The sequence below is a fragment of the Parasalinivibrio latis genome, assembly GCF_036825535.1.
Taxonomy (GTDB): Bacteria; Pseudomonadota; Gammaproteobacteria; order Enterobacterales; family Vibrionaceae; genus Parasalinivibrio; species Parasalinivibrio latis.
Window position 1 is genome coordinate 783009 of sequence record NZ_CP098813.1, and the last position, 12994, is coordinate 796002.

11 protein-coding genes are annotated in these 12994 nt (G+C 48.7%); 8 read left to right on the top strand and 3 right to left on the bottom strand.

Going from position 1 to position 12994, the window contains the following annotated elements; all coding sequences use genetic code 11:
* The first annotated feature begins 6 nt into the window (after positions 1 to 6).
* Genes uxaC through NF212_RS20585 form a run of 3 tightly spaced genes read left to right on the top strand, consistent with a single transcriptional unit; the run spans position 7 to position 3031 of the window.
* Entirely contained in the window at positions 7 to 1425 is a 1419-nt protein-coding gene (gene uxaC / locus NF212_RS20575) for a glucuronate isomerase (protein ID WP_434362791.1), read from the top strand.
* Positions 1426 to 1437: 12 nt separating this feature from the next.
* On the top strand, positions 1438 to 2379 hold the full coding sequence (locus NF212_RS20580) for a sugar kinase (RefSeq protein ID WP_434362793.1): 942 nt from the start codon (positions 1438 to 1440) through the stop codon (positions 2377 to 2379).
* 25 nt (positions 2380 to 2404) lie between these two features.
* Entirely contained in the window at positions 2405 to 3031 is a 627-nt protein-coding gene (locus NF212_RS20585) for a bifunctional 4-hydroxy-2-oxoglutarate aldolase/2-dehydro-3-deoxy-phosphogluconate aldolase (protein WP_434362794.1), read from the top strand.
* Between the two features lie 55 nt (positions 3032 to 3086).
* On the opposite strand, the gene NF212_RS20590 is transcribed toward NF212_RS20585, so the two are convergent.
* Positions 3087 to 3389 (bottom strand): ArsR/SmtB family transcription factor, encoded by a 303-nt coding sequence (locus NF212_RS20590; RefSeq protein WP_434362795.1) that lies wholly within the window; start codon positions 3387 to 3389, stop codon positions 3087 to 3089.
* A 106-nt stretch (positions 3390 to 3495) separates the two neighbouring features.
* On the opposite strand from NF212_RS20590, the gene NF212_RS20595 reads away from it, so the two are divergent.
* The 3 genes from NF212_RS20595 to NF212_RS20605 all read left to right on the top strand — a co-directional run bounded on the left by NF212_RS20595 (position 3496) and on the right by NF212_RS20605 (position 8050).
* Positions 3496 to 4416 (top strand): permease, encoded by a 921-nt coding sequence (locus NF212_RS20595; RefSeq protein WP_434362796.1) that lies wholly within the window; start codon positions 3496 to 3498, stop codon positions 4414 to 4416.
* 200 nt (positions 4417 to 4616) lie between these two features.
* A complete protein-coding gene (locus NF212_RS20600) occupies positions 4617 to 5528 on the top strand; it encodes an EamA family transporter (protein ID WP_434362798.1) in 912 nt (303 codons plus the stop codon).
* Positions 5529 to 5914: 386 nt separating this feature from the next.
* Positions 5915 to 8050, top strand: a complete 2136-nt coding sequence (locus tag NF212_RS20605; RefSeq protein WP_434362799.1) for a CHASE3 domain-containing protein — start codon at positions 5915 to 5917, stop codon at positions 8048 to 8050.
* Between the two features lie 96 nt (positions 8051 to 8146).
* On the opposite strand, the gene NF212_RS20610 is transcribed toward NF212_RS20605, so the two are convergent.
* Positions 8147 to 9544: a tryptophanase gene (locus NF212_RS20610; RefSeq protein WP_434362801.1), complete on the bottom strand. Its 1398-nt coding sequence runs from the start codon at positions 9542 to 9544 to the stop codon at positions 8147 to 8149.
* A gap of 753 nt (positions 9545 to 10297) precedes the next feature.
* Here NF212_RS20610 and NF212_RS20615 point away from each other — a divergent pair.
* Complete coding sequence (locus NF212_RS20615) at positions 10298 to 11326, top strand: porin (RefSeq protein ID WP_434362802.1); 1029 nt, start codon at positions 10298 to 10300, stop codon at positions 11324 to 11326.
* Positions 11327 to 11409: 83 nt separating this feature from the next.
* Here NF212_RS20615 and NF212_RS20620 read toward each other — a convergent pair whose 3' ends face one another.
* Positions 11410 to 11667 carry a hypothetical protein gene (locus tag NF212_RS20620; RefSeq protein WP_434362803.1) on the bottom strand — a complete coding sequence of 86 codons (258 nt, stop codon included), beginning with the start codon at positions 11665 to 11667 and terminating at the stop codon, positions 11410 to 11412.
* 192 nt (positions 11668 to 11859) lie between these two features.
* On the opposite strand from NF212_RS20620, the gene NF212_RS20625 reads away from it, so the two are divergent.
* On the top strand, positions 11860 to 12816 hold the full coding sequence (locus NF212_RS20625) for a nucleoside recognition domain-containing protein (RefSeq protein ID WP_434362805.1): 957 nt from the start codon (positions 11860 to 11862) through the stop codon (positions 12814 to 12816).
* Positions 12817 to 12994: the final 178 nt, after the last annotated feature.

Sequence of the window (12994 nt, forward strand, 5' to 3'; positions counted from 1 at the left end):
ATAGGGATGAAAGACTTTTTATGCCAAGACTTTTTGCTGAGCAATGATACCGCTAAAGCCCTTTACCATGAGGTTGCGGCAGGTATGCCGATTTATGACTATCACTGTCATTTGAATCCCAGGGAGATTGCTGAAGATCGCCGCTTCGATAACCTTGCCCAGATTTGGCTGGAAGGGGATCACTACAAATGGCGGGGAATGCGAAGCGCGGGTATTTCAGAGGATTACATTACCGGCAACCGCTCTGATTTGGAAAAGTTTCAGGCGTGGGCGAAAACGGTTCCACAGACGTTAGGTAACCCCCTTTACCACTGGACGCATCTGGAACTTCGTCGACCTTTCGGCATTTCCGGGGTGCTGTTCGGGCTCGATTCCGCTGAACACGTTTGGGAAACGTGTAATGAACTATTGGCGACCCCAGCATTTTCTGCCCGGGGGATTATGCAGCAGATGAATGTCAACATGGTTGGTACGACCGACGATCCGGTTGATTCTCTGAAATACCACCGCCAGATTGCCGATGACACATCGCTCAGCGTCGAAGTCGCCCCAAGCTGGCGGCCGGACAAAGCCTTTAAAATCGAATTGGATGATTTTGCCGGTTACATGCAGCAACTTGGAGAGGTTGCTGACATTGAAATTCGTAGTTTTCCCGATCTTCTGACAGCGCTCGAGAAACGTATTGAGCATTTTTCTGCCCATGGCTGCCGGGCAGCGGATCACGGTATTGAAATTGTTCGTTACGCGGAAATACCATCAGAGCAAAAGCTGACCGCAATACTGTTGCAACGCCTTGCTGGCCACAATGTCGATGAGGCGGATGCGGCTGCGTTTTCTACTGCGGTGCAGGTCTGGCTTGGTCATCAGTACGCTAAACGTGGCTGGGTCATGCAGCTGCACATAGGTGCCCAGCGTAACAACAACTCCCGAATGTTTAACCAGTTGGGCGCAGACAGCGGCTATGATTCTATCGGTGACCGGCCGTTTGCGTGGGAATTAAGCCGGTTGTTGGATGAAATGGATAAAACGGATCAACTGCCTAAAACAATCCTTTACTGCCTCAACCCCCGAGACAACGAAATGATGGCAACAATGATTGGTAACTTCCAGGGGGGAGGTATTGCCGGGAAAATGCAGTTTGGTTCGGGATGGTGGTTTAATGACCAAAAAGATGGCATGCAACGTCAGATACAGCAGCTTTCCCAGCTGGGGCTACTGTGCCGGTTTGTTGGCATGCTGACAGATTCGCGCAGCTTTCTCTCTTATACCCGGCATGAGTATTTTCGCCGTATTCTCTGCGACATGATTGGCCGTTGGGTGGAAGAAGGAGAGTTGCCAAATGACAGGTCTCTGCTGAACTCCATGGTAAGGGATATCTGTTTCAACAACGCCAAGCAGTATTTTACGTTGCCTAATGAAGTGTAAAAGGAAACAGCAATGAAGCGTATAGCCCTGTTGGGGGAGTGCATGATCGAACTGAATGGTTCCCCCTTCGGTTCTATGGAGCAAACTTATGGCGGTGACAGCCTGAACTCCGCGATTTACCTAAAGCGCTCTGCTGGAGATAACCTGCAGGTCAGCTATGTTACCGCACTGGGTATCGATCCCCTCAGTGAGGGAATGCGATCACGCTGGCAAGATGCCGGCATCGATATCGCGCTTGTTCTTCGGGACGAGAAACGCCAGCCCGGGCTGTACCTAATCCAACTCGATGATCTCGGGGAGCGCACATTCCTTTACTGGCGTGACCAGTCAGCGGCGAGATATCTCCTGCAGCACCCTGGTTTTGAAAAGGTTGAAGCCACCCTGATGGGGTACGACATGGTTTACCTTTCCGGGATAAGCCTTGCGATTTTGCCTCGCGAAGACAGAAGTAAACTCATCGAGTTACTGAGTAAATTGCGCGATCAGGGAACCGTTATCGCATTTGACAGTAATTACCGCCCGGCGTTGTGGGAGTCAGCCGACTCTGCCCGGGAGTGGTACCAGAAAATTTATCAATTGACGTCTCTTGCTCTGGTGACAAATGACGACGAGAGTGATTTATGGGGCGACGTTACGATTGAAGACACACAGGCTCGTCTGGCGCGTTATGGCGTCGAAGAGATTATTATCAAAGCCGGATCAACCGGCTGTTATTACCAGCATACCGGGCAGTTTTCCCAACCTCAGCACATCCCCGCCGACCTTGTAGAGCATGTTGTCGACACCACATCGGCAGGAGACTCGTTCAATGCGGGTTTTCTGGCGGGCTACCTGCAGGGAAAATCTCCGGTAACCTGCTGCCAGATGGGTCACCGTCTTGCCGGTATGGTTATCCAGCACAGAGGGGCAATTGTCCCAGAAAGCGCTACCCGCCCGGTTACTGACACATTTTAAACAGACCAAGGAGAACCGTAGACCAATGCAGCACCTGACCGAACAGCTAAGAGAATTGAAAGTGATACCTGTGATTTCCGTTGACCGCGCCGAGGATATTGTCCCGCTTGGTAAGGCACTGGCGGACAATGGTTTGCCGGTAGCGGAGATCACATTTCGATCCGATGCGGCAGCAGAAGCCATTCGCCTGCTAATGGACGCTCAGCCTGATATGCTCATTGGTGCTGGTACGGTATTAACCAAAGAGCAGGTCATTGCAGCCAAAGAAGCGGGGGCGAGTTTTATCGTTTCCCCGGGGTTCAACCCCAATATCGTAAGAGCGTGTCAGGATCTGGATATGCCTATTATTCCCGGGGTGAACAACCCCAGTAACATTGAAGCTGCGTTGGAAATGGGGCTGACTACGCTGAAGTTCTTTCCGGCAGAAGCCTCCGGCGGCACCAAAATGATTAAAGCACTGCTTGGTCCCTATACGCAGATTGAATTGATGCCCACAGGCGGCGTTGGTCCGGCAAACATTCAGTCCTATCTTGATATCCCAAGGGTGATTGCCTGTGGAGGTACCTGGATGGTCGATAAATCACTGATTGCCGCAAAAAACTGGGAGGAGATTGGCCGTCTTACCCGGGAGGCTGTCGCCCTGGTGAATTAAAGTCTGCCAGAACATCTAATCTGATTGGTTCTTACCAACATACAAACGGGTATGCTCAATCTGAGCATACCCGTTCTTCTATGCAGCATTCATCCTGCAAAAATGCGACAACCGATTTGAGCTTTTCAAAATCGGCGACACAAAACAGCGTGCGCCCCTCTCGTCTCTGGGTGATTAGCCCGGCTGACATCAGGCTCGATATATGGTGGGAAAGCGTCGAACCTGGAATCTCAAGTTTTTCCTGTAAACGTCCGACAGCTACTCCCTGATGCCCGGCACGGATAACGGCGCGGTAGATATTCAGTCGGGTTGTATGGCCAAGTTCTTTGAAGGCTTTGGCGATAATTTCGGTATTCATGGTTTACTCACACATCCGGGGTCATTTCGATAATAATAGAAATAATTTGATCCTGGCAATCATTCGTTCTATATTTCGAATATTCTGGAAATATGGAATTTAAGTAATGTCTGAATCATTTTCATCGATGGCGTCTGAAGCGCTCTATATGTTCGTGTTTCTGTCTGTTGAGTTGACGGTGCTGTATTTGGCGATCAGTTACCTTGTCGGGGTGCTGCAGATGTACCTGTCTCCGAAGAAGATCCAGCAGATTCTCAGCAGCAAACACGGCAAAGGTTATGTGATTGCGGGCTTCCTCGGGGCAATTACACCGTTTTGCTCCTGTTCAACCATCCCATTCCTGAAAGGGTTGCTACGCGCAAAGGCCGGGTTTGGTGCCATGATGGTGTTCCTGTTTGCCAGCCCGCTTCTTAACCCAATTGTTATCGGACTGTTTGTGGTGACATTCGGCATCAAAGTCGCTGTGTTCTACTTTGCAGTAGCCATGGGCGTGTCGGTGGTAGCGGGTTATTTGCTGGAAAAATTTGGCTTTGAAAAATACGTAAAGCAGGAAGCTTACGCCGAGCCTCAGCCTTCCTGTTGTGGCAGCAGTTGCGGCAGTAACCCTAAACCTGTCAGTAAGTGGCGTAAAAACTGGGATACCACCTGGGCTGATTTCAAGCAGGCTTTGCCTTATATGTTTGTCGGCGTCGCGGTGGGGTCATTAATTTACGGCTTTATCCCGACTGACTTGATTGCCCGGTTTGCCAGTGACGAGAACCCGTTTGCGATTCCGGTTGCGGCTATTATTGGTATTCCTTTATACATCCGCGCGGCTGCTGTCATTCCGCTTAGCGCAGCATTGGTCGCAAAGGGCATGGGAATGGGAGCGGTGATGGCGCTGATTATCGGCAGTGCAGGAGCCAGCCTGACAGAAGTCATTCTGCTTAAGGCTATCTTTAAGACCAAGATGATCATTGCCTTCCTCATTGTGGTGCTGGGGATGGCGGTTTCTGCCGGTTACCTTTATAGCGTACTGTTTGCCTGATACTAAACAGAAAATGCAGGAAACCGGGCGGGAGGAGACTCCCGCCCGGTTTTGCGTTATTAAAAAGCCAGCTGATTCCCGCAGGAATACGAATGTCATAGCTGTTCGCGCATTCATTCATTTGGCTTATGTATAACGTTCAAAAAATTGTAGTGCTATAGTCCGGGTTTCCTACTCAACAAGAATAATAAGGATCATCGATGTCTTTGCGGGATATGCTGCTCGGGCTCTGTGTGGTTACAGCCTGGGGGTTCAATTTTGTGGTTATCAAGGTCGGCCTGTACGATATGCCGCCTTTCCTTTTGGCTGGCCTGCGTTTTATGTTGGTCGCTTTCCCCGCTGTGTTTTTTATCAAGCCTCCCAAAGCACCCATTCGCTGGATCGTGGCCTACGGAATGACTATCTGTTTTGGCCAGTTCGCGCTGCTTTTCCTTTCTATCTATCTCGGTATGCCAGCCGGTCTGGCCTCGCTGGTATTACAGGCCCAGGCGTTTTTCACCATTATTCTGGCGGCACTGTTGATGGGAGATAAACTGAAGTGGAACCATATAGCGGGAACGCTATTGGCAGCTGCCGGGATGTTCTTTCTGGCGGAAGCCAGCATGACAGGGCCGGCTTCTGGTGGAGTAAATGGGCTGACGATGTTCCTGACCCTCGCCGCCGCTTTCTCCTGGGCATTGGGGAACCTTGCCAATAAGAAGGTCATGCGTGACAAGTCTGTCAGTGTGATGTCGCTGGTAGTGTGGAGTGCACTGGTACCGATCGGCCCGTTTTTCCTGATGTCGTGGATTTTTGAAGGACAGGACGTCATCGCTCACAGCTTGCAAAGCCTCAATTTGACTACAGTTTCTGCCATATTCTATCTGGCATTTATCGCCAGTATTCTGGGATACGGATTGTGGGGAGGGTTACTGAGCCGTTGTGAAATCGGACAGGTTGCCCCACTTACTTTGTTAGTGCCGGTAGTTGGCCTTTTCAGTGCTGCGCTGTTCCTTGGGGAGTCCCTGACAACTTATCAACTAATAGGGGCCGCTATTGTGATTGCCGGTTTGGGGGTTAATGTATTTGGCGGCAGACTGCACCGGGAAAAAGTCGCAAAGTCTGTAAATTAGGTAAATCTCGCTGCACTCCCACTCTTCAAACCCGGTTGACCTGACCGGGTTTTATTTAGGTATACAACTCTCAATTTCATCGGTCGCCTCCGCTCAAAAAACAGAGGCCAGTCATAGATGTCCTCCAACGGGACGATTCAGCGTCTAAGTCCGGTTAATTTCATTCTATGGGGGTCTCAGTTAGTGTTATCTGTTTTGACAATAAGACACCGTGTCCTAGTGTTAATACTGATGGTGCGCGACTTATTTCGTATTTGAGAGCAGCCAAACACTGCCAGAAATAAATGCCCGGTTTTTACCTGTTGCCGGTTTTTGGTGCGCCCTATGACTTAAATATTGTTACCGGGATTGATAACAGGTACTGAACGGCTTCGAGGGTGAACGGTATGTTTGAAGGTGTTTCACTGCGTGCAAAAATCATGTGGGGTAACGGCATAAGTTTGCTGTTTTTACTGATCCTCGGAGTATTCAGCCTGCTAAGTATCCAGGAACTGAAATCGACAGAAGAGTGGGTTGACCATACCCACCGTGTCATCTTGAAGGCCAAGGAAGTAGAAGCTGCCGCAGTGGACATGGAAACCGGGAAACGAGGTTACCTGTTGGCGGGTAAGGAGCAGTTTCTGGAACCTTACATCTCTGGACGGCAGCGGTTTGATGCCCTTATCGATGAGTTGAAAACAGTTGTTTCAAATGATCCCCCGCAGGTTGTACTTCTTGGTGAAATGGAAGAAACCATATCGGAATGGCAATCGGAAGTAACGGAGTATGCTATCTCGCTCAGGCGGGAAATCGGCGATGCCAAAAACATGAATGATATGGCCAAACTGATTGGAGAAACCAAGGGGAAGCAGTACTTCGATGAGTTCCGCAGTTTAATTAGTATGTTTGTTTCCCGAGAGCAGGATCTTTTGAATGAAAGACAATTGGTTTTTTCACAAACTTTCGAACCTGCGGAGTTACGAGACGCTGTAAGTTGGGTGACCCATACGCATGAAGTTATCGAACAAGCCCTCATGATTGAAACTGCCGCCCTGGATATGGAAACGGGCATGAGAGGGTACCTACTGGCTGGCGAGGAGACATTCCTTGAGCCCTACAATAACGGGAGCCAGCAGTTTTTTATATTGGTCAATGCGCTGAAAAACCGGGTTAGTGACAACCCGGCTCAGGTTGAACTGCTTCAGGACATTGAAAGTGTCATTTCAGAGTGGCAGGAGCAGGTGGTGGTCTCCCAAATTCAGCTGCGGAGAGACATTGGGCACGCTAAAACTATGGATGATGTGAGTGATTTTGTTGCGCAGGCGAAGGGGAAAAAATTCTTTGATAAGTTCCGCGAGCAAATCAGGACATTTAATGAGCGTGAAGAAGCGCTGATGGCGGAGCGAATTAAGGCCGCAGAGACGACGGTAAACGTCGCTTATATCTCTCTGATTGGGGGGATTTTACTGGCCGTGCTTCTTAGTGTTATCTCTGCGTTGATATTGAGTCGTTCTGTAACCAAACCGTTCAGAGAAATCTTCAAAGGACTGGACAGTTTCAGTACGCGGGAGCTGAACAACATGAGTGGTGCGTTTATGAGCATTGTCCAGCGGATGGGCCAGGGCTCTGCTCACCTTGCCACGGTCTCTAACAATATTGATGAAGCCAGCCAAAACCTTTTCAATATTTCGAACCAACAGGCAGCCTCTGTGGAACAAACATCGGCTAGCAGTGAACAGATAGCGTCGATGGTAAATGCAAATGCTCAGGCTGCTGAAGAATCGAGAAATGTTTCCATGACAGTCTCTGAACAGATGGAAGAGCTCGATGAGGCGATGAGTAAAATTTCAGATTCAAACCAGAAAATAGCGGATTTAGTGAAAATCATTGAAGAAATTGGAACAAAAACTGAAGTTATTGATGAAATTGTTTTTCAAACCAAACTGCTTTCGTTTAATGCTTCAGTTGAAGCCAAAAGGGCAGGTGATCATGGCCGGGGCTTTACCGTGGTCGCCCAGGAGGTGGGTAATCTTGCCGAGAAAAGTGGAAGGGCGGCGATGGATATTGCTGCCATTGTAAAACAGAGCACCAGCGAAGCAGAAGCGATTGTCAGGGAGAATTGCCAAAGGGTGGAAAACGGGGCATCCATCGTATCGACGACCAAGAAACAGACCAAAATTGTTACGGAGGAAGCGAAAAAAATCTTCAATGCTTCCAATGAACAATCCCGGGGAATTGAAGAGCTCAGCAGTGCTATTGAGTCAATAAACTTAACCACTCAACATGCCTCCACCATTGCTGAACAGGCTTCGATCTCCAGTAACGACTTGCGGACGCAGGCTGATGATCTAAACCGGATGGTGATGAATTTGAACAGCTTCCTTCGCGGCGAAGAGAATGAACCAGCAGATAGCGTACTGGAGAGCAGCCAACAAGAATTGCCCTCCAACGGTGTTGTTGTCAGCCTGGTTCGCCCCGACGGACAGGGAGGGAGCGTGAACGACGGAAACAACGAAAACTACAGTGCAAAAAGACATTCATAAGTTTGGTCTCAAAATTTGGTGTTGATAAGGAAAGCGGAGCTATTCAGCCCCGCTTTGTTTTTTTCCAGTTGTACCAATCAGGTTGGTTGGCAGGTATTACAGCGGCTGAAAACGAGCAGTAAAGTGACGAAGAACCGGTGGTTCATAGGTAAATGTGAGTCCCCGGATACTGTCTGGATTGCGGCAGACTTGAATTAATGCGTCAGCAACGTAATCCATGTGGTCATTGGTGTATACCCGACGGGGAATGGTCAGGCGCATCAGCTCCAGTGGGGAAGGTTTCTGCTCTCTGGTCACTGGGTCACGTCCCAGTAGCAGTGAACCAATTTCAACCGCCCGGATTCCCCCTTCGATATACAGTGCATTGCAAAGGGCATGAGCCGGGAATTGGTGACCTGGGATATGTGGCAGAATTTTGGCCGCATCGACAAACACCGCATGTCCCCCGGTAGGATACTGAATAGGAATACCACCTTCACGCAGGCGCTCACCCAGATAGGCGACCTGATTAATCCGGTAATTGAGGAAGTCTTCATCAGCCCCTTCGTATAACCCCCGGGCCAGAGCCTCCATGTCCCTCCCCGCTAACCCGCCGTAGGTCACAAAACCTTCCATGGGTACACAACGTGTCTGTACTGCCTGGAAAAGTTCGATTTTTTCCCGAATACAGCAAAGCCCGCCGATATTAACCATCGGGTCTTTTTTTGCTGACATGGTCAGCATATCGCCATAGGTATACATTTCCCGGATTATCTCCAGAATAGACTTATCCTGGTAACCCGGTTCCCGCTGTTTGATAAACCAGGCGTTCTCACAGTACCGGGCAGAGTCAATGACAACCGGAATATCGTGCTTGACGGCTATCTCATAGACCGCTCTCATGTTTTCCATGGAGACAGGCTGCCCACCAGAGCTGTTGCAGGTGACGGTAGTAATGATAGCTGCTATGTTGACCGAACCATATTGCCGGATGGTGTCTTCAAGCTTTTCAAGATCGAAGTTACCCTTCCAGTCATAGGCTGTTTCTGTATCTAACGCCTTTTCTGTCAGTACGTTCAGCGCCTTGCCACCATTGAGCTCCACATGCCCGGCCGTGGTATCAAAGTGGTAATTGGAAATAAAGACCGGATCTTTTCCCCCTCTGACATTACGCATCCGGTCTATAAGTGCCGGGAAAAGAATCTGTTCTGCCCCCCGGCCCTGGTGGGCAGGCACGACATGTTCATACCGAAAAAAGTGATGGACGGCTTCACACAGGTTGAAATAGTTACGGCTTCCGGCGTAGGCCTCATCGCCAAGCATGATTCCTGCCCACTGGTTGTCACTCATTGCCCCGGTCCCGGAGTCAGTCAGTAAATCGATATACACATCTTCGCTGCTGAGCAGGAAGGGGTTAAACCCGGCGTTTTGGAGGGCTTCAATGCGGTCAGCTTCCGTCGTCATTCGGATTGGCTCTACCATCTTGATTCGGAAGGGTTCTGGAATACGTTTCATGGTGATATCCCTGATCACTTGCTGCACCATAAAATTAGGGCAGCGTTGTAAAATTGCGGCTCGTAAACAGGTGCCCGTTTACGCAGCCAGATATGGATGGGTTGATGTGATCAGTGGGAGCGTGGAAAGTCGTAAGCGAGGCGTATGTCTTGTGTGTACCAGTGCGGAAACTGGTGGAGGCTGCCGGTGTTGGCAGATTTTGAACTCTGGTTCATCATCTTGATCCTCCCTGTTCGGTTAAATAGCAATGGGTACAACGTCGATTATTAACTGTATAGACAATAAACAGTGAAATGCAAGGAAGGTGTGTGACAGACCGCGGGTTTGGTGATTAGTTCAGTGTCTGTTTATTTGGCATATCTAATAAATACAAAATACATCTAAATCACGAGCGTGAAATTCATTAGCTCTATTTTTATTAATCTTTAACGAAATAATTTATTGAATATTTGTTTAAATATATTTGTTTTAATTATCCTTTCATCTTTTCACGGTGTGTATTTTAAATTAATTAAGATTAATTAGTTCCTTTTTGTGATATTTATCGCGTAATTATGTTTTCTGCGATTTTCATTTTAAAAATATAATCTCACTCGAAGAAACCTTCTTTATATAAAAGGGTTCTCTATATATCAGACCCCGTAACTTACTGTCACATTTATATTTTATATGAATGCGAAGGGTTTGTTGGGCTCCTCGATATATAAATGGCGGTAAATAACGCTGATGGAAATATTTAAAGGACGCATAAAAATGAAAAAAAGCATCATTGCAATCGCAGTAGCAGCAGCAACTCTTTCCGCAACTTCCGTATCAGCAGCAACGGTATACGAAGAAGGTGCAAACAAAGTGACTATCGGTGGCCGTCTGGCAGTTAAAGCCGTTCACACTGAAAGTGTTGGCACTACCGACAGCTCTACTGAGATGGAAAATGCCAGCTCTCGTATTACCTTCGGTTTTGAACACGAAATGACTCCTGGCTGGACTGCCGGTGCAAAAGCTGAGTGGGGCTACGATGCACTTGCTTCAGGCGATCAGGAATTCGGCAACCGTCTGGGTAATATCTACTTCAAAAACGACGCAGTAGGTGCCATTGCAGTTGGTAAGCAGTGGTCAGCATACTACGACGTTGTCAGCTATACCGATGTACTGTGGATCAACGGTGGTTCTGCATCTGGTGCTTATGACGGCCGTAATGGTCACGGTGATGCCGGTACAGGTCGCGCAGACGATGCGCTGACATACCGCAATGCAATTGGCGGTCTGAATGTTGCCCTGCAATATCAGTTTGCCGAAGGGACCAATGTGGGTGACCGTGAAAGCGGTATCCAGGGCTCGATGACTTATGACTTCGACTTTGGCCTGAGCATGGGGGCGACTTATGGCCAAAATGCTTATAAAGGCAAAGAAGACGGTACGGTTTGGTCTGTTGCAACCAAATATGATACCGATGCCGTATATCTGGCAGCACAATACGGTCAGTATGAACATCACCGTAAATTTGATGGCAAAGCAAGTGATCCCGTCAAAGAAGCAACAGGCTATGAGCTGATTGCTATGTACAAAATCAATGGCGGTGAGTACCAGGTGTACGGTGGTTATAACAGCATTGAAGATGACAATTCATCAGCTGAACTGTCTTACGGTGTAATCGGTGCGGCATGGGTACCGGGCAAGGTTATCTTTGCAACCGAATACAAGATGGGTGTGACTGAGAAGAACACTGCAGGTACAGATACTGGCGCAGACCAGATCGCAGTACTGGCTCGCTACAACTTCTAACTTCCAGAAGTTCTTTTCTATTTTGCGTGTAAAAATGCCAGCCCCAGGGCTGGCATTTCTCGTTTGGGTATAAACAGATAAGGCTAAATAGGCAGCATACGGATAAAGCGGTTAATCCGAGGGTGGCTTATCAGTACAGCACCAATAACCACATAGCTCACAGCGAAAATACCAATTTCAATGGGGTCACTTCTGCTGAGCAGCACCGCGATAGTAAACACAAACAAGGATGATTCCAGCATCATCAGGTTACGGCGGCTAAGGCGAAGCAATTCGGCCAGTAACAATCCTGTCAGCCAGAAAAGAAACGCAAGTAAACTCACCAGTATGTAGGCACTCATACAACTCTCCGAGCGCGGTAATGACGAAATTTGAAAACACAGGTATTGTAAGAATCGTGGATAAATAAGCAAAGGGTGATAAGCACTAAATCAGGGATTTTTCCAAGGGAAATCACATCTCCTTGCGTTGAAAATGAGATGCTTTGCTTATGTGGATATGCCGTATGGCTAATATATTTTTCAGGAAGATGTATGAAGGGAAACGCACTTTTCGCCTCCTTGGGCTCGTTGTTAGGAGATGTCTGCAGAGTCTACTTTACGCTGATTAAAGTGATGGTTCCTGCCCTGGTAGTGGTGAAGGTTCTAGATGAAGTCGGCGGCACAGAATGGCTGGGGCAGTTGTTGGCTCCGCTGATGCAATTTGTCGGCCTTCCTGGCGAAATGGCCCTGGTATGGGCGGCTGCGATGGTGACCAACCTTTATACCGGGATGGTGGTGTTTTTCGATGTTTCGTCAGGCTCCAACCTCACTGTTGCGCAGGTAACCGTTATTGGCAGCATGATTTTGGTTGCCCATGCGCTCCCGGTGGAAAGTGCGGTGTCTAAAATGGCCGGTGTCCGCTGGCGGGTTACCTTGCCACTGCGCATCATTGGCAGTTTCGCGCTTGGTATTATCACCAACCTCACCTACCAGTGGGGGGACTGGAAACAGAAACCGGCTGAAATGCTTTGGAAACCGGAACCCAGTGATACAAGCCTAAGTGCCTGGGTACTGGATCAGATTGGTGTGCTTATCACCGTGTTTTTTGTGATTGCTGCTCTGATGATTATGCTGAGGATCTTCCGGGTACTGGGGATTGAAAAACTGATGCACTGGTTGCTGAGCCCGGTTCTGAAGCTGCTCTCCATTGGTAAGGAAGCCAGCAATATTACCATTATCGGTATTACCCTTGGTTTGAGTTTCGGTGCCGGGTTACTGGTGGAAGAAGCCCGTTCCGGGGCAATCAGCAGGCGAGATATTTTTCTTTCCGTCTGTTTCCTGTGCCTTTGCCACAGCCTGATTGAAGATACTTTGCTTATCTTGCTGCTGGGTGCTGACCTTACCGGGATCCTGTGGGGGAGGCTGGTCTTTTCACTGGTCGTGATTGCTGTATTTGCCCGCCTGGTAAAACCTTCCCGTTTTGACTCACAACCTGCAACCGGGAACTGAATGCCTGTCGCGTTAAACTGATCAGAGCCGGATTGCAGGTCAGCTTGTTTTCCGGTTTCTTCAAGCCCCATCTTGATCTGCACTATCTGAACTACTAATCCGCCCCAGTTACCACTCATCCTCTGTCTTTGCCATTTATCTCATCACACTGCAGGCCAATAGGGGCTTGGGTAATCTG

Coding starts and splice junctions, on each gene's coding strand:
- NF212_RS20615 (WP_434362802.1), top strand. CDS start 10,298: ATGAAAAAAAGCATCATTGCAATCGCAGTAGCAGCAGCAACTCTTTCC.
- NF212_RS20600 (WP_434362798.1), top strand. CDS start 4,617: ATGTCTTTGCGGGATATGCTGCTCGGGCTCTGTGTGGTTACAGCCTGG.
- NF212_RS20590 (WP_434362795.1), bottom strand. CDS start 3,389: ATGAATACCGAAATTATCGCCAAAGCCTTCAAAGAACTTGGCCATACA.
- NF212_RS20595 (WP_434362796.1), top strand. CDS start 3,496: ATGTCTGAATCATTTTCATCGATGGCGTCTGAAGCGCTCTATATGTTC.
- NF212_RS20625 (WP_434362805.1), top strand. CDS start 11,860: ATGAAGGGAAACGCACTTTTCGCCTCCTTGGGCTCGTTGTTAGGAGAT.
- NF212_RS20610 (WP_434362801.1), bottom strand. CDS start 9,544: ATGAAACGTATTCCAGAACCCTTCCGAATCAAGATGGTAGAGCCAATC.
- NF212_RS20620 (WP_434362803.1), bottom strand. CDS start 11,667: ATGAGTGCCTACATACTGGTGAGTTTACTTGCGTTTCTTTTCTGGCTG.
- NF212_RS20605 (WP_434362799.1), top strand. CDS start 5,915: ATGTTTGAAGGTGTTTCACTGCGTGCAAAAATCATGTGGGGTAACGGC.
- NF212_RS20585 (WP_434362794.1), top strand. CDS start 2,405: ATGCAGCACCTGACCGAACAGCTAAGAGAATTGAAAGTGATACCTGTG.
- NF212_RS20580 (WP_434362793.1), top strand. CDS start 1,438: ATGAAGCGTATAGCCCTGTTGGGGGAGTGCATGATCGAACTGAATGGT.
- uxaC (WP_434362791.1), top strand. CDS start 7: ATGAAAGACTTTTTATGCCAAGACTTTTTGCTGAGCAATGATACCGCT.